The organism is Wolbachia endosymbiont (group A) of Crataerina pallida (assembly GCF_964028475.1).
In the GTDB taxonomy this organism is placed as follows: domain Bacteria; phylum Pseudomonadota; class Alphaproteobacteria; order Rickettsiales; family Anaplasmataceae; genus Wolbachia; species Wolbachia pipientis.
The window spans coordinates 1,063,846-1,086,040 of the sequence record NZ_OZ034785.1 but is presented as its reverse complement, the minus strand read 5'-3'; the positions used below and the strand labels follow the sequence as shown (position 1 = coordinate 1,086,040).

The window sequence follows — 22,195 nt, the reverse complement described above, 5'->3', positions numbered from 1 at the left end:
GTTAGTATATAGCAGAAAAATATGCAAGAAAATATTAAGAGATTATTGCAAGATTGTTTTGCCCATTTAGGAAAAGTAGCTTTGTATGAATCAAAGGATAAGTCATATATGGTACAAGTACTAAAGCAACAGCCAGATAAATTATACGAGATTGGTGAAGGACAATTTGTAGGAGAAATTTTATTGTTGGAAGTAAGTGTGTTTGATGTATTAAAGCCAATGGTAGGAGATATAGCATTTCTCATAATAGTCCGAATAGGTCATAGGAAGGCAGAATCAACAGCACGACGAAAGGATTCGAATAGAGGAATGTTTTTCCTGGCTCTGTTTTTTATAGCAAACCAATGATGCTCAATTTTGTTAAAATCTGGAGAATAAGGCGGCAGATACAAAATTTCTGCACCGACTCCTTTAGCGAGCTTGATAAGCTTATCAGACTTATGAAAAGTAGCATTATCAAGAATGACAGTTTGTCCAGGTTCTAAGATCGGTGCCAAAAATTGCTCAAACCATCCATTAAAAATATCCATATTACAGTGGCCTTCAAATGTTAATGGAGCAACTATCTTTCTTCTACTTAAGGCTGCAACCATGCTGATTCGTTGAGTTTTTTTTCCAGATTTTAGGGCATAAAATCGCTGTCCTTTCTGGCAATACCCATATGGATAGTCCTCCGTGTTATCAATCCCAGACTCATCTATATACACTAAGTTTTCTGGTTCTTTTGTTGCTATAATTTTTAAGAATTCAGCACGTTTTTCTTCGTTCCTTTCCTTGTATCCATATGTCTTTTTTTGCGCGTAAATCCAATTTTTCTGAGAGCTCGGTGGATCGTTTGGATACTAACGTTGCCCCAAAGTTTAGCCATTTCCGACAGAGTTTTTCTACCGTGTTTTTTAGCAAATTCGATAAACTTATTCCAGTCGATAATTTTCTGATTGTAACCTCCATTACCGAGTTTTTTTGACTGAAAGTCGCCTGTTTCTTTTTTTCTTTGCTGCCACTCCCACAAAGTAGTTCGTCCAATTTTAAATCTTGCTGCCACTGCTTCTCTGCTTTCCCCTTCGTCTAGTGCTTCCATTGCTTTTTTTCTTAAATCATAACTATATGCTGCCGGCATCCAACCTCCTTATCGCCATCTATCCTTATCTTATCATATCCGGACTTCTGTGGAAAGAGCTATACTTTTTCCATAGGTAGTTGTAGATACAGAGTACACACACCACCACTTAGAGATAATTCAGGAATGGTATGGAAAATTCAAGCATCGGGGGTGTAAAATGTGTGCGCCAAGAAGTGCGTAAGGAACAGTTGGTGAAAATCCAACACGGGTAAAGCTTAGCCGGCAACCTGGAACAAACCATTATGCTGCGTAAGGTAACGAGCGTAGTAAAGCTAATGGAATGGACAACATAGGGTGCAACGAAAGTGAAGGTATTGAGTCCCGTAATTCACGCGTCATGGGGGCTGACACTTTACATTTGGTGGAAGGCAACATGGGTAATAACGCTAAGGCAAGATATTACTCACCTCATCGGGATCGAAGGCCGCGTCATGTGTTGAGATGGACCTTACGTGAACTTGGGAGATCCTTTGTATTCCTGTAAGGGTACTCTGGAACAAGTCAATAAAGGCGAGGACTGGAGGAAGATGCAAAGGAAGTCGGACTAACTGATAGTACTCGGAGTGTGGGAAAGCCACATACAAGGGGAAGCGGTTAGCAATATAGTGACTGGTATAGGGATTGCTATACCAATACAACAGAGATTGGAGGAGTATGCAAGGAAAACTAAACCAGATAGCAGTAAGGGCTAAGCAAGATAAGCGAGTAAAATTTACATCATTAGTTCATTTGATTAATGAAGAGAATCTTGCAGAGTGTTATAAGGAACTAAAACGCAACAAGGCTTGTGGTATAGATCGTGTGACAGTGGAAGCTTATGGAGAAAATCTAGAAGAGAAACTTAAAACACTAGTGGATAGTATGAAGAGAAAACAATATCAACCGCTACCAGTGAAAAGGGTATACATACCCAAAGCCGGGAGCAAAGAGAAGCGCGGTCTCGGAATACCATCAACGGAAGATAAGTTGGTACAGGTAATGCTAAAGAAGATATTAGAAAATATTTATGAAGCAAACTTTATGGACAGCTCGTATGGATTTCGACCAGGAAGAAATTGTCATCAGGCGATAAACGCTCTAGATAAAGCAGTTATGCACAAACCAATTAACTATATTGTAGAAGTGGATATCAAGAAGTTCTTTGATAATGTTCAACATAAATGGCTAATGAATTGTCTAAGGGAACGAATAGCTGACCCAAATTTATTGTGGTTAATAAAACGATTTCTAAAGGCAGGAATAGTCGAAGTTGGATGTTATAAAGCAACCGATCAAGGCACACCACAAGGTGGTATAGTAAGCCCTGTATTAGCTAATATATACTTACACTATGTGCTGGACTTATGGTTTGAAAAGAAATTTAAGCCAAAAGCCAGAGGATATTTACAGCTAATAAGGTTTTGCGACGATTTTGTAGTTGGCTGCGAGAGGGAAGAAGACGCAAAAGAATTTCTAGAATTACTGAAACAAAGACTAAGTAAATTTGGGTTGGAAATAGCTGAAAATAAAACAAAAATAGTAAAGTTTGGTAAGAAAGAATGGTATCAAGCAGAAAGAGAGAAACGTAGGACGGCTAGCTTCAACTTTCTAGGATTTACACATTATTGTGGAAAAAGTCGTAATGGTAAACTTATGATGAAGCAGAAAACTTCAAAAATAAGCCTAGCCAGAAAGATTAAAGAAATCAAAGAATGGTTGAAGATGGTACGAAGTCGTATCTGTCTCAAAGATTGGTGGCAGAAACTTAAAGCCAAACTAACAGGACACTATAGCTACTTCGGAGTTAGCGGAAATTATCGGTGTTTGATTCAATTCTATCGACCGGTAACAAAGTTAGCATTTAAGTGGATAAACCGACGTAGTCAAAAGAAAAGTATGGATTGGGAACAATTTATACACTATTTAAAAGTAAATCCATTACCAAAACCAAAGGTATATGTTTCTTTATACACAGGAGCACTAGTGTGAACGCTGTATTGTGGAGCCGTGTGCGGGAAATCCGCAAGCACGGTTCTTTTGGGGAGACTATGGTTATGAGACCAAATCGCTGGTTTCAAGGTCATGAGTCTCTACCAGACCTCTAAAGAATAAAATTTCTGAGTTAATAGAACAACAATTTAGCATTAAATACCATGACAATTATTTGGCTTACACTATACATAATTGGGCTGCAAGCGAAATATCTGATTCTATTACTTTTTGCATAATTGGTTGTGGAAATTGCAAGATTGGATATCAAGATGTTGCAAAGTCATTCAACATAACAAAAGAAGAAATTGACCAAGGTAATATTGCAAGCATAGAAAGTAAAATAAAAAGTGAAGCTGAAAAATCAGGTAGCGAGTTTTCTGAGTTGATTTCTAGAGTGGATCAATCGCTAAAAGAGCAGAGTGAAAAGTCTATTGTACAAATTTTAGATTCATCCGCTGAGGAGATGTTAAGGAGTTTCTGTGATAGCCCTGTACAGTCTCCAGAGCCTCAAGAACCCTCTGCTTCATCTGAAGAGCATGCTACAGAAGGCCCAGAAACTAGTGTTAATTCAGATCTTTTGTCAACCTAATCAACCCCATATATATGTTTTTTTTGTACCCATGCTTTGCGTTTTGGGGTGGAAAGAAAGCACCATTCTTCGTTGCATTTTTCTATCTTCATCACAACAAACTTGTCTATTTTCATAGTAATCTTGCTGTCTACACTCTGTTTTTGATATCCATAAGTATCTTCTTTTACAATCGCGTAGCGCTTATCACTAAGAAGATTGCCTTTTATCCATCCGCAGTCTTCATCTATATCGCAGACCTTTTTCCAACTCTCAAACTCTTCTATCACTTTCAGGGGCAGATTTTTGCAAGTGTATATCCATTTTACAGGATAGTGAAACCCTGGCCCCGTTCTCATGTTGATCTTATTTGATTTGGTTGAAACAAAGTTGTTAGCAAACAAGCTATGGCTAAATAATAAAAACAATAGGATAATAGTACTGAACCAAGATCCCAGTGTCACGCACTGGGATAACGTGAGGGATAGTGTAACAGACTTATTCATCATAATTCACGATTAGGTTGACATAAGATAAAGAGTAAATTAAAAATTGAATAGATCTTTAAATGCAAAATCAATGCCTATAGAAATATTAATGCCTGCTCTTTCACCGACAATGAGCAAAACTGGAGGAAAAATTGTAAAGTGGCATAAAAAAGAACAAGACAAAGTTGAAGTAGGCGACGTAATTGCTGAGATAGAGACTGATAAAGCCATAATGGAGTTTGAATCTATAGATGAAGGAGTCATAGCAAAAATTTTAGTAACAGAAGGAACAAGTGGCGTGTCTGTAAATCAACCAATAGCTTTAATGCTGGAAGAAGGAGAAGATGAAAGTGCACTTAACAACTATACTTCAACTTCCATCAATAGTGCAGTTAAAAAGGAAGTGACAAAAAGTGCTGTTGATAATCAAAAATCAGAACACCAAGATTTAAACGGAAAGCCAATAAGTCATTCTTCGGTGTCATTCCAGCGCGTGACGCTGGAATCCAACCCCTCAATGTCATCCCAGTGCTTGACACTGGGATCTAGAAAAGAAGAATGGATCCCAGTGTCAGCTACTCAGATGACAGAGGGTTATGCAGAAGGTAGAACAAAAATAAGCCCATTAGCTAAGAAAATAGCTCAAAATGAAGGGGTTAATGTGCAGCAATTAAAAGGTACAGGACCATATGGTCGCATAATTAAGGCTGATGTGTTGGAGTTTTTAGGCAGTGGTATACATACTGAAAGTCCTGAGAAAGATACCATAGTTGAAGTAAGCAACATGCGCCAAGTGATAGCACAGCGCCTGACTGAATCAAAACAGAATGTTCCACATTTTTATTTAACTGTAGATTGCCAGGTTGATAAGTTAATATCGTTAAAAAACGAGATTAACTCAGCAGATGAAAACAATAAAGTAACAATTAATGATCTAATCATAAAAGCTGCAGCTTTCAGCATGAAAAAATTTCCTGATATAAATTCTTCGTGGATAGATAATAAAATACTGAGATATTCAAATATAGATATTTCAATCGCTGTGGCACTTGAAGATGGGCTAATTACTCCTATAGTAAAAAATGCTGATAAAAAGGGTATTTTATCTATATCAAAAGAAGTGAAAGATTTAGTAAGCAGAGCAAGATCTGGAAAATTGAAACCTGAAGAGTTTCAAGGAGGAGGGTTTACTATCTCCAACTTAGGGATGTTTGGTATAAAAGCCTTCAGTGCTATAATCAATCCGCCGCAATCTTGCATTATGGCAGTTGGTGCATCTAAAAAACAACCAATTGTTATGAATGAGAAAATAGAAATAGCAGAAATAATGACAGTAACGCTCTCTGTTGACCATAGAGCAGTTGATGGGGCACTCGGAGCAAAGTTTTTAAATGCCTTTAAGCATTATATAGAGAATCCTCTGGTGATGCTTATTGAAACTGCGGTAATCTATTAGCATTGTTATTACAAAATTAATACCTCTAAGTTTATACTTTTATTAGTTAATAGGTTTAGAGGTAAAAAAATGAATACTACAGTAGAAAAAAATAATCCAAAAATTTTTCCTCAAAATGAAGGAAAGATTAACTCAAAAGGCATGGTTGCTCCACCTGTTCCTCCGAAATCTTCCCAAGCTAAATTTACTGGAATAAAAGCAATTTTTGAGCGAAATGTACCTCATTCTCAAGCAAATGATAGTAATAAAACAGTGAGTAGCAATCTTGGAAGAACATTTGGCCCAACAATGCAAAAACTCATGGAAGACAACATTCATAGCACTCCTAACAAACAACGCCGCAATTCAGGGGATAGTGGTATCAGTGATATTAGTAGCAGCACTTCTGATGATGAGGATAGAACAATAAAAGATAAAATGATGGAAAATGTTAAGCAGGATAACCATCAAAAAAGCTTTGATTTACATAAAGTACAAGCAACTGATGAATTAGAAACCGTAAAATTTCTCAAAACGCTAAGCAAGAAAGAAAGAGAAAAACTTGGTTTTTCTCCTAAACAGCAAAATAACCAAAAGGTTGAGACTAGCAAAAAAACTTATAATCCACTTGATTGGAATCCAATCTATCAAGGTAAAAAGCTCTTTAGCTTAGGCAATATGTCGAGTAATTCGTCTTCATGTAGTGAAAAAAGCAATATTTCAGATGTAAGCGATAAGTCTAATAATTCAAACATTGTTAGATGTAATATTACTAGGAGTAACAGTAAGGAAGACCTTCGTAAACCTGATGCTTCACATAATGACAAATCTGCAGGTAAAAAATTATCTAATGTCAATGTAAGCGAATTAATCAGAAAGTTTGAACAAGGTAATGACATAGTAAAAGGGCGTTAATCAAATGTTACCCTATCTTTGTATATGTAAAGGTAGGGTATCTTTTCAAAATAGTATATCCTTTATAGCTTTGTTAATTTTTGACCCCCTCTCTGCAAAAGCAGTTTCTAGAGAGGTTTTAAGTTTTTCCCATTCTTCTTGACCATTTAGAACTAAAGATTTATATTCATTTTCAATTTTTTCCAATGCTCTTTGATATGAAAAACCTAATTCCTCATATATATCAATATTTATCGATTGCAGTATTACCAAAAATGAAAACAAATTCGGATCAGGTAATTCTTCTCTTGTGTGATTCAGAAGACACAGCTTTATTTTTTTTACGCAGTATTCTATTGTTTTTAACGATAGTGACAGGTTTTCTGCATAAAATATAAAACTATCTACAATCAAATTTTTTGACTTTTTCGGTAATTTAATATTTTCAAATAGTTCTTTTGTAAATTTTTCTATCGGTTGTTTTGGCAAATGTAAAGAGAGATCAGTAAAAGATTTTAGGTCAAAATTTGGTCCAAGTATTGTGCTGATTGCTCTTTGTACATTACTCTTATCTTTACTTACAGAAATAATGAAAACCAGCCCCTCCACATCAAGCATATACTTTATAGATTCCAAAAAATCGACAACGAATTTAGGACGGCACACATCAAGATTATCCACCATTATATAAATGTTTTTGTCTTTTCTGATTTTATGAACCACATCCGCTAACTGTGTTTTAAAATCTCTAGTACTCTCTTTTCTTCTTTGGAGAAGACTTAATTCACTCAAGACAAAACCTATGTCTTTTTTATCAGCCTCTTTTGCAGCATCAAGAAATACTGAAAGCATAGCAAGTGGAGATTTACTGATCAGCTTTCCTAGTGTGTTTAGAGAAAATAGCTCTTGGTTTATGTTCTTGAACTGTTGTATAACACTTCTTTTTACTTTATACGATACAAATAAATCTTCAAATAGGAAATTTAAAAAAGAAGGCAGTGGTTGGTCCAATGCATTGATATCCCATGCACTATAATAAGCTGCAATTTCATTTTGCTGTTTTAACTCTTTTACCCATTCTTTCAAAAAAAACGTCTTGCCCCATCCATCATATCCTTCCAAAGATATTATTGTAAAAGACTGATCAATTGTTTTAATTATATTGTTAAATTTACCTGAAAATTGCTTATAGTTTAGACGGTCATTTTCCCAAGCCACCACTTTAAGTGGTGGCGCTATTTCTTTCTTTTTGAATGTTATTAGCGATATAAGTTTTTTTAAGCACATGTCTTATTTTATATTTAACTCATATTCTTGTCTTGAAGTAAGTGCTATCCTCAGCGTTCCTTCATCAAGATAGTCAATTTCTCCGCCCATTGGTATGCCGCAAGCAAGACGTGATATTTTCACATCCAAATTTTTTAGCAATTCAATTATATATTGTGCAGTAACTTGACCCTCTAATGTCGGATTAATTGCGATAATTATCTCTTCAATTTTAGACTCTGTCACTCTTTTCAGAATAGTGTCAAGGTTGAGTTCTTTTGGACCTATGCCATTTATTGCAGACAATCTGCCACCCAAAACATGGTATAAACCTGAATATATATTTCCTTTTTCAAACGCCCATAGATCACCTAATTCTTCTACTACACACAGTAACTTAGTGTCACGTTTTGGGTTAGTACAAATAGAACAAGGTGACTTAGTATCTAGATTTCCGCAAACTTCACACTCTATTATAAGATCTGCTAGCTCTTTAATCAAAGATGCAAGTGGTAGCATAACTTTTTCTTTGTTTTGGAGTAAATGTATAACTAACCTGCGTGATGATGATGGCCCTAAACTTGGCAATTTAGAGAAAGCATGAACTAGATTTTTTATGTTAACGTTCATTCAATAAATTCAGAATAGGCAGTCAAATGGTAACATCAAACCCTTTGTAAAGAAAGTGGTAAGTTTCTCTTGATCCCACTTTGATCAGCTATAGAAAAAATTTTTTACTTTAACGAAAAAAATTACTTCCGCACACTTAAAGCCTGATTATAATAGACTTCTTGCATAACCCAAACTAAGTAGAAAAAAGGTATCATCCAAGTAGCTGACACTGGTTCCTTTATGACGGCAGTACCTTCTCCTGTCATCCGAGTAGCCGACTACTTGGATCCAGGAAATTTAACTCTACCAAGTAAATGTACAATAAGAACTAGATTCCAGACTGGAATGACAGCAGTCCTACGTCATACCGCGATTCATTCTCGGTATCTCTAGATCCCGCTAACAAGTAGCGGGATGACGGTTGTCAGGCTAGCTGTCATCCCAGTGCCCAGACACTGGGATCCAGAAATTTTAATTGTAAGTAAGCATACTGGGTTGATAAGTATAAAAGTAGCTAGAAAATAAACATTTTTGATGAGATTATATGGAAAACTGGATGCCAGTGTCAAGCACTGGCATGACACCCTTCACGGACTTTTAAATTACTTTAGCTATAAATATTAAGAAATTTACCAAATGAAAAAAAAGGCAAAAGAAGCCCTGGGGTTATTATCCGCTTTAAAATATTGGCGTTTTTTATGTTTTAAACGCTTGACAAGCGAGATTCAGCCGCTTTTAATTGCAACTAACTTACGCTGCAAATGTTTAAGAAATTTACTAAGCAGAAAAAAAGACAAAGAATCCCCGAGTTAGCTAGTCTTTTACTATCTCTGTCGAGTATTGGCATTTTTTGATGTCTTGTAACGCTTTATAAGCGCGTTCAGCTTATTTAGATAAAAACCTAGATGTAGATGAAGTTTTGTAAAGACATACAGTATCTATATACTGCAAAAAATTGAACATAAGACGCCGATACATTAAGTAATCCTTACCTTTTAATCTGCAGATTGGCGAAAGCAAATACAATAGCTTCAGTTTCATGATAAGGGGGCTGGCGGAGGGTGTCAAGCAAGTTTTTTCGTTTCTATGTTGTCAGCTACTTGGATGACGCCAATCTGAGTTAACTACACCAACTCACATTCAGCAAAAAAGAAAGCTATCTCCTTACGAGCATTTTCTAGACTATCCGAGCCGTGGACTCTATTTTCACTAATATCATCAGCAAAATCACCCCTGATTGTGCCTTTATCTGCCTGCTTTGGATTGGTAGCTCCCATGATTTGTCTGTATTTACTTACTGCATTTTCACCAACTAAAACTTGAACTACCACAGAACCAGAGGTCATAAACTCTACTAATTCCCCAAAAAAAGGCCTATCTTTATGAATTTCATAAAACAGCTCTGCTTGTTTTTTTGTTAGTAACATCATTTTTTGTGCTGTGATTTTCAGCCCAGATTGTTCGATGTAGGAATTTATATTGCCTGTAATATTATTTTTTACTGCATCAGGTTTTAATATCGAAAGTGTTCTCTCAATTGCCATATTATTTCCTTATATAAAATAGTATATTTATAGATTTATTTTATTGTAAATTTTGATTTGATAAAAGCAGTTTTTTATTTATAGTTAAGAATAAACCATCAAGGAGGTATTGTATGGGTGAATGTTGTAAAAATAACACTACTAAACAAGCTGAGCCTACCACTAAAAAACAAGCTAAATCTACTACTAAAAAATTAGTAAGTAACTTTAAGTCATCACTTTTTTGTGGAACAAAAGGATTTTTAACTTTTAATTTGGCCTTTTTAAGCTTTTTGGAATATAGCTTACATCATAATACAGAATTAAAAAAAGGTGCTGCTTTTGCAATGAAAAGAAACACTATTCCATTTCTTGAAATGACAATCATAGCACCGCTTGTTTGTTTTGCACTGCCAGCTATGCTAGGCAGTATGAGCCTCATGCAATGCGCACTTTTATGTGCTTCCTTAATGATTGCCACATGTTTTATTGTCAGAACTTTTCATCTGCGTGAGAAGTTAATGGAAAAAATCACTAACCATAGTAGAAAAGAAATAGACGCGGAATTTAAGAAAGATACTATAAAATTTCCTATCTTTGATCAAAATAGAAAACACACCGAGTATAATTCGCCTAACTCAGGGCGACTACTGGATGAAACAAGTAGCACCTCTCTTTTCGTTAAAGTTTTACTTTTTCCCCTCAAGGTTCTTCTGAATGTCCTGCAAAGTTGTATAATGCTATCTTTAGCTGCTGTTGAACTTCTTGAAACGGTACCAAGTCTTTTTGTCGATACATTTTTCGATTGGAACTTCACATCCACCAAGAGTAACCTGCAGAGATCAGGTCATTTATTGTATGCAAGTGTAAGAAATTTAGTGCCCATAACTAAATTTGATGAGTGTGTAGCTAATTTTATAGGCACCCCAAAAGTAACTTGTTGTAGTAGTGCGTAGGTGAAAAAGGCAGTTATCTTATTTAACCTTGGCGGACCTAATTCATTGAATGCGGTTCGTCCTTTTTTATTCAACCTTTTTTATGACAGGAGAATAATCAATCTACCGAATCCCTTTCGGTTTCTTTTAGCAAAGTTTATATCTGCGAAACGAGAAAATACTGCACGAGAAATATATGAGCAAATCGGAGGCAAATCGCCGATTTTGGATAATACGAAAGCACAAGTTAATGCTTTAGAACTAAAATTAAATGAAGATAGAAACCATGTATACAAGGTATTCATCTGCATGCGCTACTGGCACCCTTTTGCCGACGAAGTTGTTAAAAGTGTAAAACAATTTGATCCTGACGAAGTAATTCTGTTGCCACTGTATCCACAATATTCAACTACCACAACTCTGTCATCCATCGAGAATTGGCAAAAAAATGCTAAACGGTATGGCCTAAAATGCAATACAAAAATGATTCACCGTTATTATGATAACCAAGATTTTATTGAAGCTCACGCTAATCTGATAGCTAAGTACTATAAATTGGCTAGCAAAATCGGTAAACCAAGAGTCCTATTTTCAGCCCATAGCTTACCTCTTAGTATCATTAAAAAGGGCGACCCTTACGCTTCACAGGTAGAAAGAAGCGTAGAGTTAATAGTAGAAAAGTTAGCTATCAATAACTTAGATTGGTCAATATGTTATCAGAGTAAGATTGGTCCTGTAAAATGGCTAGAGCCAAGCACTGAAAGTGAGCTATTACGCGCAAAAGCTGATGGTGTACCTGTAGTTCTATCACCTATATCTTTTGTTTCTGAGCATTCAGAAACTCTAGTTGAACTTGATATAGAATATAAAGCAATTATCAAGGATGGATATTACTTTCGTGTGCCAACTCTCAGTACCGATCCCTTGTTTATAAAATGCTTAGCCGATTTGTGCATAAATCTCCCTTAAAGTCCTGATTCATAGGGCTTTTCTTTTAGGATTTTATGTGATAGAATAACAGGAAGTTATTAACTATTTCATGCCAAACAAGCTAAAAAAGAAATCTAACATACTCGCACAAAGGGTGCATGATATTTATGATCATGATTTCAGGAAGGTAATCTGCATCACAACAGGTTTAACAGCCCTATTGTGTAAGATTTCACTGCAATTTTGCTGCGAGTTCATTGACAATAATAGATCCAATATCTTTCTTATACGGAATGTTGCTCGACTAGTAAAGTTTCCGACATCTATTCTATACATTGCCCATTCTGCATTTACTCTACAGGATCTAATTAAGGATTACAGAAACCCTGAGAGTAAAAAAGAGCTGGCAAAAATTGTGGGTAAATCGGCTAATCTTGCAAGCAGCACCATAGAAGCGCTAATGATGTTGAAAATCATCCATTTTTGCACTGGAAGCAATACAGACATAATAAGTTATATTAACTTAACCTCAACGATCCTATTTTTGTTCATTTCAGAACCTATAAGCTATTATTATACATGCAAGGAATATCTGGATAATAAGGATCCTGAAAAGTCTGCTGAGTGTAAGAAGGACCTTATTATTAGCACATTAACTTTGTCGTTAGGTTTATTAAACTTCATATTAAGAAGGATAGAGACTCCAACTATACCAATAAACTTAGGTAATGGTATAATCTATAATTTCAACTTAAGCGTAACAGTCAGCATAATATATAGTGCAGTATTTCTTGCAGTTCAGCTTGACAAATTGTTTCAACAACCTGTCAATGATGATCCTTCCACTGAACTTGATGATGTTCATAATATAAACGGTCATTCTAATGACAGCACTGTAGAGGTATAAGAATTAGGGATGAAAAGATTTTATTTCTACTGCCAACGCTAGTACTGCTAATTTGCTAACAATACTCCAAAGTGATAGAATTTTACCTTCTACAACCTGGCTAACATCATGAAACTCACAGTCAGTGGCATTCAAGCTAGAATATACATCTTTTCTGCTATTACATCGGTATAAGTAACATGTTGAAGTATCTCCTATATAGTATATTAGCGGTTCTGCAGAACTGCTTTTAAACATGTCAATGGTTGGTACACCTTCTTGTATAATAACGCTATTGATTGCTATTCCTTCTTTTATCTTTTTCATTTTATGACGCTTTTTTTTATTGAGGTTTAATATTTCCTCTCCACTTGTTGCTGTTATAATGCCCATCCCATATGTGCCATTGCTTGCTTTGATAAAAACGTAAGGTTGTGTTTTTATTTTATATTCTTCGTATTTTTTTTGCACTAGAGATAATATTTGGTCAACTTTAGTTGCTACTGCTCCTAGTGACAAATCATCATCAAAATCAACTCCATCACAGCTCTCTGTAAGCACAGAAATTAGCCATGGGTCTATTTTAAATTTGCCACAAAACTCAGATGCTAATTCTTGATAGATTTCAAAATACTTAAATTTCTGCCTGCTATGCCAACCGTATAGTGGGCTTGGTACTATATCTTGCTTTACGTCTTTCAGCGTGTCTGGAATGTGGCTCGTCATATCACGGTTCAGTATAATAACATCAGGCACAAATCCTGAAGTTGTCTTTAGCAGGGAGTTTTCTTTCACAACAGTTTCATACTGTTCTATTAAATTGTATACTTCATTATATAAAAGGCCAATTCTAGTCTCAAAACCTGCGAGTTGTAGTATTTTCTCTATAACAAATACGTTTTCTATATACATTTTATTGCGTGTATAATTTTCCGGTATTATAAGAACCTTTTTGTATTGATGTCTTTTAAAATAGCTTTTTATCAATCTTGCTGCCATCGTTCTTGATTCTTCACTTAAGTTATTGAACCCCGCAGGAAATAAATTAGCGTCTACTGGAACGATTTTATAGCCAGAGTTTCTAAGATCTATAGAGCTATAAAATGGCGATGTAAGGCCATTAAATTTTGCTTCGAACCAATTATTTATACTTTTTTCCAAATCTGGGTGAATTATGTTTTGCATCTGCACTTTAAATGTTATAAGGAAGGTATTATATTATAAGCTATAGTTGAACATATTTAGTAAATTTGACTAAAGATTAAAGTATAATGAGATTCTTATTTAAAGTGATAGAAAAATGATTCAACACGATAACAATAAAATGTATGGCACTACTATATTATCAATTAGAAAAGATAAAAGTGTAGTAGTAATAGGTGACGGACAAGTTTCACTGGGCCACACTGTTATAAAATCTGGAGCAAAAAAAGTTAGGCGTCTTTCTGGTGATTCCGTAATTGCTGGATTTGCCGGGGCAACAGCCGACGCATTTACTCTTTTTGAAAGATTAGAATCTAAACTTGACAAGCACCCAGGGCAATTAATGAGAGCATGTGTTGAACTTGCAAAAGACTGGAGAATGGATAAATATCTGAGGAAATTAGAAGCTATGATGATCGTTGCAGATAAATCTATTTCATTAGTAATTACGGGAACAGGTGATGTTCTTGAACCTGAAGATGGAGTCGCAGCTATTGGCTCTGGGGGAAATTTTGCTCTATCTGCAGCAAGAGCTTTAATTGACATTAAAGGAATATCAATAGAGGAAATTGCGAAAAAGGCTATGAAGATAGCTGGCGATATATGTGTTTATACAAATCATAATGTAGTTATTGAAAAGATAGAGGAGTGATATGTCTTCCAAGCAAAAAACTTTATGCACCAATTTTTCCAATCAGCCCATAACCCTTTCAGAAGGGCGGTCTTGTAGTAGTGACACCTACGATGAAAAAGATAACCTCTATAAAGATACTAAGAGTGGTTTTGATTCAAATGACAGCGATGTTCAAGTTAATGACAGCACTCAAGTTTTGTTAGATGACCTTCCACCACAGAAGATAGTTAAAGAATTGGACAGATTCATAATCGGACAGGATGATGCAAAGCGTGCTGTTGCTATTGCGCTCAGAAATCGTTGGCGTCGCAATCAGGTTCCATTTCCATTGCGTGATGAAATCATACCTAAGAATATATTGATGATCGGTCATACAGGGGTTGGTAAAACTGAAATAGCTCGTCGCTTAGCAAAACTTGCCGGTGCACCGTTCATAAAAATTGAGGCAACGAAGTTTACTGAAATAGGGTACGTTGGACGTGACGTTGATTCGATAATACGCGATTTAGTTGATGCAGCAATAGTTTTAGTTAAAGAGAAAGCCCGTAAAGCCTTAGCTAAAAAGGCTTTAATTTTAGCTGAGAAAACAATAGTAAACTCTATGGTAGGCGAAAATGCAACCGAAGAGAGTAAAAAAATTTTTAGAGAAAGGTTGAGGAATAAAGAGTTTGAGGACGGAGAAGTTTCTATTAACGTCAGAGAGAGCAAGAGTATGTTACCTACTTTCGATATACCAGGCATGCCAGGTGGGCAAGTTGGTGTGATGAATGTAACAGAAATAATGGGCAAGATGTTTAACGGGAGCAAAAAAACAAAAACTATTACGGTGAAGGTAAAAGAAGCGCGTGAAATATTAATTAATGAAGAAAGTGAAAGGCTAATGGATGAAGATAAGATAATCAAAGAAGCCATTGATCTTGTTAGTAATGACGGTATAGTATTTTTGGATGAAATAGACAAAATTGCAGCGCGTACAGAAGTAAAAGGTGAAGTAAACAGAGAAGGAGTGCAACGCGATCTGTTACCATTACTTGAAGGAACAACTGTTACAACTAAGTATGGCCATGTAAAAACAGACTATATATTATTTATTGCATCTGGTGCTTTTCATCAGTCTAAACCATCTGACCTCTTACCGGAATTGCAGGGCAGATTACCGATCAGGGTAGAACTTAAGGCACTTACTCAAGAGGATTTAATAAGAATATTAAAGGAACCAGAATCTAGTTTGTTAAAGCAGTACATAGCTTTAATGAAAACAGAAAATGTGACACTTGAGTTCACTGATGATGGTATAAAAACCATAGCTGAAATAGCGTTTACAGTTAATAGGCAAGTGGAAAATATAGGCGCAAGAAGGCTTCACACTGTCATGGAGAAGCTTTTAGATGAAATAAGTTTCATTGCTTCTGAGAAAAATAGCGAAAAATTCATTATAGACAGCAAGTATGTAAAAGATAAACTTGAGTCAATTTCGAAGCAGCTTGATTTATCTAAGTTTATACTTTAGGAAAAACGAAAAGCCTACTTTAAGTAGTATAGAGAGTGTTCAGAAGATTAGCCAGTAGACCTAAAATTTCAGCTATATTCTTTAGGCTGTTTTTCAACAGTAGAATGGTGTGCTGCGACCTCTTGCTTAACATCTAAGCTTAAGTCAATTATTGAGATATTTTCTTCATCATAATCTATGTCTTTTATTAACATATCGTTAGTAATAGTCAAAAGGTCAGGCGGAGAAAGAATAGTTCTTTTATTACCAGCTCTCATTCCCACAACTCCAAGCTCTATAGCAAGTGGTATTTTTTTATCGCCAACCCTAAATTGCACTGTTTGATCTTTGACTATATATTCCCCATTATGCTCCTTTACGCTATATTTAACCGATATCTCATCACCGCACCTTACTTGTTTTCCAGTCTTGTTAATTAAGTCATTAAAAACCATCAGATTATTTACTGAGTCGGGATATTTATCCTTTACTTCGATCAGTTTGACGTAATAAGAATTAAAATTCATTTTGTTCTCATTGGCAATAGTAACTACACGCTCTCCGCCTTCTTTCATACCTATTACCCCTAAACTCACTTCTTTTAGGTCATCTTGACCTATTTTCAAAGTAACATCAGAAACTTTGCTAGGGAGTGTTGCTGAGTTATTATTAGAAATTTTATATATTTGCAATAGGACTTCCAGGCCACAAAAAGCCTTGCTGCCACTGCCTTCAGTAATTTCATAAAAATTTATTGAATCTTCTTCCTTTTGCTGCGTTATTTCTTCTAAATATTCTGTCAGCCCATGCTTTTCAATATAGCGGTCAAGTGCTGATTCAAGTATTGGCTTCACTAGGTAATGTGCTATCGTCTGTATCAAACCACCATGCGTGGCATTTATCTCATAAAGCTTGTCCTTTTTTTCCGGTTTACCTTTGTTTATATAGACAATAGTAAACACAAAAGCAGAAGTTAAAGTGAGAATCATTACTACGGAAATAAGCATTTGTAATATAATTTTTCTAACCATCTTTCTTTACTTGATTCAATAAATCATATAAATAATTAGTATCCCCTGAAAGCGCACTCAAATTATCCAAGCCTTGTTTAAAGAGGCCGTCTATATAGTCCTCTACTTCACTTTTACCAAGCACAGACATAAGATTATTTGTTTTATCTTGTTCGTAGTCTTCAATATCATCCTTAGCTTGAAAGATAAGCCCTAGATTTATTCCATAGTTATATAACGCTTTACGTTGCTTGTCTGTAGCACCCCCTATTATAGCACCTATTTCACATGAAGCTGCAAATAGTTTTGCGGTTTTCATCAAATGAATTTCTTTTATTTTATCAGCTTGGCCCGACGTCATTCCAGCGTCATACATACAGCCGTACGAATGTTGTAGTTTTAAGGTAGAAAGGGTGTCATGCAAGTAGCTGACACTGGAATCCATTTCATGTTCAGCTCCACTATCGCATGGCTTTTTGCACGAAATGCTTGTAGGCAAAGCCTTCTGGATCCCAGTGTCCGCTACTTGAATGACAGAGGGTTGGGGGCTAAAATCTATATGCTCACTGTTAATATCTAAAGCCTGTCCTCCCACCATTCCCCTAATTCCTATTGCCTGAGAAAGAACTTTTATGATCTCACAGCGTTTCTCATTTAACGAAGATAATACCTCAAAAGCCAGAGTAAGTAGTGCATCTCCGGCAAGCACTGCTGTTGCTTCATCAAATTTTTTATGGCAGCTTAGCTGGCTTCTGCGAGTATCACTGTTGTCCATGCACGGTAAATCATCGTGAATTAGAGAGTAAGCATGAACAAATTCAATTGCTGCAGCAACTGATATTACTTTTTTAGCTTCCGCGTTAAACACTCGCGATGAAGCTACGACTAAAAAGGAGCGTATATGTTTTGCAGGAGCAAGGAGTATATAACGCATAGCTGATATAAGCTTATTCTCGCTATTTTCGGGTAAGAGTTTATTTACTTCTACAATAAGCAAATTTTTTGTTGTTTCGTCTAGCATTTTTGAATTGTTAATTGTTTAGCACGTAACGCTAGCCAGCTAGGGCAGTAGAAAACTTTACTGTAGTTTACCAGTTATAAAAGATATTGCAAACATAAAAATTTTTTATAACATCAAAGAATAGGTTATTTTTTTGGTAAGAAATGTGAATAGCGAACTAGCAAAGAGCACTAGAGAAGACATAGAAGAAAAAGTGAAAAAGATTATACTAGAGCATATTAGTAAGGATGTAGAGAAATTCAACAGCTCTTCAAAGCTTTCGGAGCATGGTACAGACAGCTTAGATGCAGTTGAAATCATCATGGCAGCAGAAGAAGAGTTTGGAATAGAAATTCCAGATGAAGACGCACAAAAAATGGAAACTATGGAGCAAATAGTTGAGTACATTAATAATAAAAAAGGCTAATAGTTAGTGTTAAATGAGCAGAAGAGTAGTAGTCACTGGTGTTGGTTTAATCACTCCACTAGCGGCAGATGTTGACAACACTTGGTCAAGGCTAATAAAAAGTGAGTCTGGCATAAAAGCAATCAATACGGATAGATTTGACTCTTCTGATCTTGCTTGCAAAATTGCAGGGCAGGTGCCGTTGCAATCAGACAACATTGAGCACCATCTCAATCCACTAGATTATATTTCTGAGAAAGACTCAAAAAGGACAGATCGTTTTATCCATTACGGTATTGCAGCAGCTATTCAGGCAGTAGATGATTCATTAATTTTGGAAAGCCAAAATATCAATCGGGAACGTGTTGGTGTGACTATTGGCTCTGGTATAGGTGGTCTTCCGTCAATTCAGGAAAATGTTATTACCATGCAGGAAAAAGGGCCCAGACGTGTCAGTCCATTTTTTGTCCCTGCAAGTCTAATAAATTTGATATCTGGCCATATTTCTATTAAATACGAATTTACAGGTCCAAACGATTCAGCAGTAACCGCATGTGCAACAGGTGCGCATGCAATCATAAACTCAGCAAGAACTATAAAACTTGGTGAAGCGGATGTTATGATTGCAGGTGGAGCAGAAAGTGCACTGTGTAGAGTTGGAATTGCAGGTTTTGCATCTATGAAGGCGTTATCAACTAAATTTAACGATAAACCGGAAGAAGCTTCAAGGCCATGGGATGAAGAACGCGATGGTTTTGTTATGGGTGAAGGAGCAGGTATATTGGTGCTGGAGGAATACGAACATGCGAAAAAAAGGGGGGCAAAAATACATGCTGAACTGGTTGGGTACGGACTCACAGGAGATGCGCACCACATTACAGCACCACATCCAGAAGGAAGAGGCGCATTTAAGGCAATGCAGCTTGCTTTAAAGAGCGCACAAATTAATCCCAATCAAGTAGGGTATATCAATGCACATGGAACTTCAACGCCACTTGGAGATAAAATTGAAGTAATAGCAATGAAACAGTTATTCGGTGACTACGTTTATAAAATACCTGTTTCTTCAACTAAATCTTCTATAGGACATTTACTTGGTGCTGCAGGGAGCGTTGAAGCAATATTCAGTATTCTTGCGTTAAATAATGGAATTATTCCGCCAACCTTAAATTTACACAAGCCTTCAGAAGGATGTGATTTAAATTTTGTACCGTTTAAAGCTCAGGAGCATAAAATTCAATATGCACTTTCTAATTCGTTTGGTTTTGGTGGCACTAATGCATCGCTCATATTTGGACAAGTTTAGTTGATGTCACCCCAGTGTCTTCCTCTTGTCATTCCAGTACCCTCCTCTTGTCATGCAAGCAGCTCTCCTACTGTCATCCCAGCACGTGACACTGGGATGACAAACGGTTGTGAAAGGGAATACATATAAAAATTAAACTATCAATAGCAATTCAAAAAGAAAAAATATTCTATTCATCCCTGAAGAAGTATTTTATTGACAATTTATGAATAAAGATCAATAATGCAGAAAAGGAATTGATGGGCGTATGCATGAATTTAACCACTATTAATTGTACATTATTTGTTGTAATTACATATTTTTTGACGTGCATTATAGCTTGGTGCTTACCTTTCAAAGACATAACATTATTAACAACATTTGTTCCGGCTTCAGTTGCAATTTTGCTAACCATTTATAATAAACAGAAGGTAAGGGATCTTTTTAAACTTAGTTCGCCAAAAAACTGTCTATTAGGGTTTATACTTATTCTGGTAAGTATGCTAATTTCCAATGGTCTTTTGTCAATTTATTGCGGTTTTTCATTTTTCCGAGAGTCTTTTACGTTAGACCGTGTAAAGGATTTGAGTGCAGTTTTGAGTCCATTAGTGATGTTATTTGTTTTATTATCAACCTTTGTGATGTGGATCATTATGTCTCTTGGTGAAGAGATCGGTTGGCGTGGCTATCTTTTGAAAAATCTTAAAAGCAAAATATCAAATTTTTATATCAGAGCAATTATTGTCGGTATTATTTGGTCAGTATGGCACATACCAACTTATGTGGTTGCTGGCTCAGCTTTGTGGAAGGATGGCTTTACATTCCCGACTATTTGTGCTTATACCCTTTATATTTGTGCAATGTCTATAATGTTTACCTGGTTGTTTGAAAAAGACAACTAGATTTGGCCAGTAACTATTGCTCATGCAACAAATAATCTTGTGTATAGTGTTTTGAGCATTCTAATGCCGTCTCCTCCTCTGTCAACTTTCGATGCAGTAATTCGCCTTACATTAGGAGCAGCTGGTTATTTCATTGTTGCAATTGGTGTTATTTGGTTTGATAAAGCTCGAGAGCGTCATTTGAGTAATTCATAGTATAAAATTTCGGGGGCAATTCGCATCAGGTGTCATGCAGGTAGCATGACACTGGGATGATGAGGAAGAAAAAGCAAATTTTGCCTTTTACGGTCAATCTATTATACTTAGTAAGACTTCAATAAACTAATGAATTATACTTTATATCTAATTAAATGCACAAGATATTAATAAGAAATAACTACAAACCTTTGGTCGGAAAAATCAAGATTAATGGCTCAAAAAATGCTGTTTTACCAATAATGGCAGCAAGTCTATTAAGTAGCTCCCCGGTAATTTTGCATAATGTACCTGATTTAATTGATGTGCATCTAATGTCTAAGTTGCTTGAAAGTCTTGGAGCAGAAGTGAACTTTATGCACAATAAAAATTATAAAGCGAACCATACTTTGAAAATTGACTGCAGCAATATCAACAATCACGTGATGCCATATAAAACCGCAAGTAAGCTAAGAACTTCTTTTCTAATATTGGGTCCAATGCTTAGCAGATTTGGCAAAGCGAGAACAGCATTTCCTGGTGGATGCAACATTGGAAAGCGTCCTGTTGATATGCATATTAAAGCATTAGAAGAAATGGGAGCTAAAATTGAAATTGACGGCTATAATATAATTGCAACAGTGAAAGGAAAGCTACAAGGAAAAGAAATCACATTTGAGAAAATAAGTGTTGGCGCAACAGAAAATGTAATAATGGCAGCAACATTTGCAGAAGGAGTGACAACAATAAACAATGCTGCAACTGAGCCGGAAGTTCTTGATTTAATAGATTTTCTGAAGAAAATGGGTGCTGATATTGAAATTGATAATACAAAGGTCATAATAACAGGAGTTGAAGCACTAAATGGATGTGTTCATAAAATAATACCAGATCGCATAGAAGCAGGCACCTATGCACTAGCTGCTATAATAACCGGTGGTAAGTTGGAGTTGGAAGGAATAAATCTATCTGATATAAGGTGTATTACAAATGAGTTGGAGACTATAGGAGCTATGGTTGAACTGTATGATGGAGGCATTGTTATTTCCAGAAAAAATGGCTCTATTAAGTCTGCTAACGTTGCGACAGATCCATATCCCAATTTTCCCAGTGATATGCAACCACAACTGATGTCTGCAATGTGCATCGCTGATGGGATATCAGTAATTGAAGAGAACATTTTTGAAAACAGATTTACACATGCAGATGAATTGAGAAAGTTAGGTGCTAATATCAGCATCGAGAAAAGCAAAGCTACTATAAGTGGAATAAAAAGCTTATCTGGAGCTAATCTATATGCTACTGACTTAAGATCAACAGCAGCTTTGGTGCTTGCTTCTTTGGTAGCCGGTGGAGAAACTATAATAAACAATTCACATCATTTATGGAGAGGATATGAAGCAATGCATGAAAAACTCAATTCATGTGGAGCTGATATCTCCATTTCGTCTTGAGGATATT

The 22,195-nt window shown here is 35.9% G+C and carries 25 protein-coding genes; 16 read left to right on the top strand and 9 right to left on the bottom strand.

Going from position 1 to position 22,195, the window contains the following annotated elements:
* Positions 1-21 precede the first annotated feature (21 nt).
* Positions 22-348, top strand: coding sequence for a hypothetical protein (locus ABWU55_RS05290; protein WP_353286203.1), 327 nt, complete (start codon positions 22-24; stop codon positions 346-348).
* Here ABWU55_RS05290 and ABWU55_RS05285 read toward each other — a convergent pair.
* A protein-coding gene (locus ABWU55_RS05285; protein WP_156518142.1) for an IS630 family transposase occupies positions 261-1,120 on the bottom strand; the annotation gives its coding sequence in 2 pieces (ribosomal slippage) (positions 261-796 and positions 796-1,120; 861 coding nt in all). The genes ABWU55_RS05290 and ABWU55_RS05285 overlap by 88 nt on opposite strands.
* A 566-nt stretch (positions 1,121-1,686) precedes the next feature.
* Between ABWU55_RS05285 and ABWU55_RS05280 the strand changes: the two genes are divergently transcribed.
* The 3 genes from ABWU55_RS05280 to ABWU55_RS05270 all read left to right on the top strand — a co-directional run bounded on the left by ABWU55_RS05280 (position 1,687) and on the right by ABWU55_RS05270 (position 3,683).
* On the top strand, positions 1,687-1,815 hold the full coding sequence (locus ABWU55_RS05280; protein ID WP_255324786.1) for a hypothetical protein: 129 nt from the start codon (positions 1,687-1,689) through the stop codon (positions 1,813-1,815).
* Positions 1,778-3,091, top strand: a complete 1,314-nt coding sequence (ltrA, locus tag ABWU55_RS05275; RefSeq protein ID WP_006280268.1) for a group II intron reverse transcriptase/maturase — start codon at positions 1,778-1,780, stop codon at positions 3,089-3,091. Before ABWU55_RS05280 ends, ltrA begins: the two co-directional genes overlap by 38 nt.
* A gap of 124 nt (positions 3,092-3,215) precedes the next feature.
* Positions 3,216-3,683 (top strand): hypothetical protein, encoded by a 468-nt coding sequence (locus ABWU55_RS05270; RefSeq protein ID WP_138264841.1) that lies wholly within the window; start codon positions 3,216-3,218, stop codon positions 3,681-3,683.
* On the opposite strand, the gene ABWU55_RS05265 is transcribed toward ABWU55_RS05270, so the two are convergent.
* Complete coding sequence (locus ABWU55_RS05265) at positions 3,680-4,168, bottom strand: SH3 domain-containing protein (RefSeq protein ID WP_006280060.1); 489 nt, start codon at positions 4,166-4,168, stop codon at positions 3,680-3,682. The genes ABWU55_RS05270 and ABWU55_RS05265 overlap by 4 nt on opposite strands.
* 73 nt (positions 4,169-4,241) lie before the next feature.
* Between ABWU55_RS05265 and ABWU55_RS05260 the strand changes: the two genes are divergently transcribed.
* On the top strand, positions 4,242-5,606 hold the full coding sequence (locus tag ABWU55_RS05260) for a pyruvate dehydrogenase complex dihydrolipoamide acetyltransferase (RefSeq protein ID WP_264707396.1): 1,365 nt from the start codon (positions 4,242-4,244) through the stop codon (positions 5,604-5,606).
* A gap of 69 nt (positions 5,607-5,675) precedes the next feature.
* Positions 5,676-6,500 (top strand): hypothetical protein, encoded by an 825-nt coding sequence (locus tag ABWU55_RS05255; RefSeq protein WP_209472386.1) that lies wholly within the window; start codon positions 5,676-5,678, stop codon positions 6,498-6,500.
* 45 nt (positions 6,501-6,545) lie between these two features.
* Here ABWU55_RS05255 and ABWU55_RS05250 read toward each other — a convergent pair whose 3' ends face one another.
* The 3 genes from ABWU55_RS05250 to ndk form a co-directional block, all read right to left on the bottom strand.
* Positions 6,546-7,766, bottom strand: coding sequence for a P-loop NTPase fold protein (locus ABWU55_RS05250; RefSeq protein WP_353286202.1), 1,221 nt, complete (start codon positions 7,764-7,766; stop codon positions 6,546-6,548).
* Positions 7,767-7,769: 3 nt separating this feature from the next.
* Positions 7,770-8,375 (bottom strand): recombination mediator RecR, encoded by a 606-nt coding sequence (gene recR, locus ABWU55_RS05245; RefSeq protein ID WP_010963080.1) that lies wholly within the window; start codon positions 8,373-8,375, stop codon positions 7,770-7,772.
* Between the two features lie 1,106 nt (positions 8,376-9,481).
* Positions 9,482-9,901, bottom strand: coding sequence for a nucleoside-diphosphate kinase (gene ndk, locus ABWU55_RS05235; protein WP_209472382.1), 420 nt, complete (start codon positions 9,899-9,901; stop codon positions 9,482-9,484).
* A gap of 113 nt (positions 9,902-10,014) precedes the next feature.
* Between ndk and ABWU55_RS05230 the strand changes: the two genes are divergently transcribed.
* The 3 genes from ABWU55_RS05230 to ABWU55_RS05220 all read left to right on the top strand — a co-directional run bounded on the left by ABWU55_RS05230 (position 10,015) and on the right by ABWU55_RS05220 (position 12,652).
* On the top strand, positions 10,015-10,836 hold the full coding sequence (locus ABWU55_RS05230; protein WP_353286201.1) for a hypothetical protein: 822 nt from the start codon (positions 10,015-10,017) through the stop codon (positions 10,834-10,836).
* Positions 10,837-11,784, top strand: a complete 948-nt coding sequence (hemH, locus tag ABWU55_RS05225) for a ferrochelatase (protein ID WP_209472379.1) — start codon at positions 10,837-10,839, stop codon at positions 11,782-11,784.
* Positions 11,785-11,854: 70 nt separating this feature from the next.
* Positions 11,855-12,652 carry a hypothetical protein gene (locus tag ABWU55_RS05220; RefSeq protein ID WP_006280195.1) on the top strand — a complete coding sequence of 266 codons (798 nt, stop codon included), beginning with the start codon at positions 11,855-11,857 and terminating at the stop codon, positions 12,650-12,652.
* Between the two features lie 3 nt (positions 12,653-12,655).
* Here the strand turns inward: ABWU55_RS05220 and gshA are convergent, their stop codons facing one another.
* Positions 12,656-13,816, bottom strand: coding sequence for a glutamate--cysteine ligase (gene gshA, locus ABWU55_RS05215; protein ID WP_010963085.1), 1,161 nt, complete (start codon positions 13,814-13,816; stop codon positions 12,656-12,658).
* Between the two features lie 115 nt (positions 13,817-13,931).
* On the opposite strand from gshA, the gene hslV reads away from it, so the two are divergent.
* On the top strand, positions 13,932-14,486 hold the full coding sequence (hslV, locus tag ABWU55_RS05210; protein ID WP_006280198.1) for an ATP-dependent protease subunit HslV: 555 nt from the start codon (positions 13,932-13,934) through the stop codon (positions 14,484-14,486).
* A 1-nt stretch (position 14,487) separates the two neighbouring features.
* On the top strand, positions 14,488-15,978 hold the full coding sequence (hslU, locus tag ABWU55_RS05205) for an ATP-dependent protease ATPase subunit HslU (RefSeq protein ID WP_006280200.1): 1,491 nt from the start codon (positions 14,488-14,490) through the stop codon (positions 15,976-15,978).
* Positions 15,979-16,046: 68 nt separating this feature from the next.
* On the opposite strand, the gene ABWU55_RS05200 is transcribed toward hslU, so the two are convergent.
* Together ABWU55_RS05200 and ABWU55_RS07850 are read right to left on the bottom strand one after the other, a co-directional pair.
* Positions 16,047-16,988 (bottom strand): FKBP-type peptidyl-prolyl cis-trans isomerase, encoded by a 942-nt coding sequence (locus tag ABWU55_RS05200; RefSeq protein WP_353286200.1) that lies wholly within the window; start codon positions 16,986-16,988, stop codon positions 16,047-16,049.
* Positions 16,981-17,988, bottom strand: a complete 1,008-nt coding sequence (locus tag ABWU55_RS07850; protein ID WP_010082029.1) for a polyprenyl synthetase family protein — start codon at positions 17,986-17,988, stop codon at positions 16,981-16,983. The genes ABWU55_RS05200 and ABWU55_RS07850 overlap by 8 nt, the downstream gene beginning before the upstream one ends.
* Positions 17,989-18,133: 145 nt before the next feature.
* Here ABWU55_RS07850 and acpP point away from each other — a divergent pair, with 145 nt between their 5' ends.
* The 3 genes from acpP to ABWU55_RS05170 are packed head-to-tail and all read left to right on the top strand — an operon-like array spanning position 18,134 to position 19,808.
* A complete protein-coding gene (gene acpP, locus ABWU55_RS05180; protein WP_006279836.1) occupies positions 18,134-18,394 on the top strand; it encodes an acyl carrier protein in 261 nt (86 codons plus the stop codon).
* A gap of 13 nt (positions 18,395-18,407) precedes the next feature.
* Complete coding sequence (gene fabF / locus ABWU55_RS05175; RefSeq protein ID WP_353286199.1) at positions 18,408-19,679, top strand: beta-ketoacyl-ACP synthase II; 1,272 nt, start codon at positions 18,408-18,410, stop codon at positions 19,677-19,679.
* 3 nt (positions 19,680-19,682) lie between these two features.
* Positions 19,683-19,808 carry a hypothetical protein gene (locus ABWU55_RS05170; protein ID WP_255322260.1) on the top strand — a complete coding sequence of 42 codons (126 nt, stop codon included), beginning with the start codon at positions 19,683-19,685 and terminating at the stop codon, positions 19,806-19,808.
* Between the two features lie 40 nt (positions 19,809-19,848).
* On the opposite strand, the gene ABWU55_RS05165 is transcribed toward ABWU55_RS05170, so the two are convergent.
* Positions 19,849-20,073, bottom strand: coding sequence for a hypothetical protein (locus ABWU55_RS05165; protein ID WP_010082031.1), 225 nt, complete (start codon positions 20,071-20,073; stop codon positions 19,849-19,851).
* 85 nt (positions 20,074-20,158) lie between these two features.
* Here ABWU55_RS05165 and ABWU55_RS05160 point away from each other — a divergent pair, with 85 nt between their 5' ends.
* The gene (locus ABWU55_RS05160) at positions 20,159-20,560 is read left to right on the top strand and encodes a CPBP family intramembrane glutamic endopeptidase (RefSeq protein WP_353286198.1); all 402 of its coding nucleotides are present in this window, start codon (positions 20,159-20,161) and stop codon (positions 20,558-20,560) included.
* A gap of 350 nt (positions 20,561-20,910) precedes the next feature.
* Positions 20,911-22,188 carry a UDP-N-acetylglucosamine 1-carboxyvinyltransferase gene (gene murA / locus ABWU55_RS05155; RefSeq protein ID WP_006279833.1) on the top strand — a complete coding sequence of 426 codons (1,278 nt, stop codon included), beginning with the start codon at positions 20,911-20,913 and terminating at the stop codon, positions 22,186-22,188.
* Positions 22,189-22,195 lie beyond the last annotated feature (7 nt).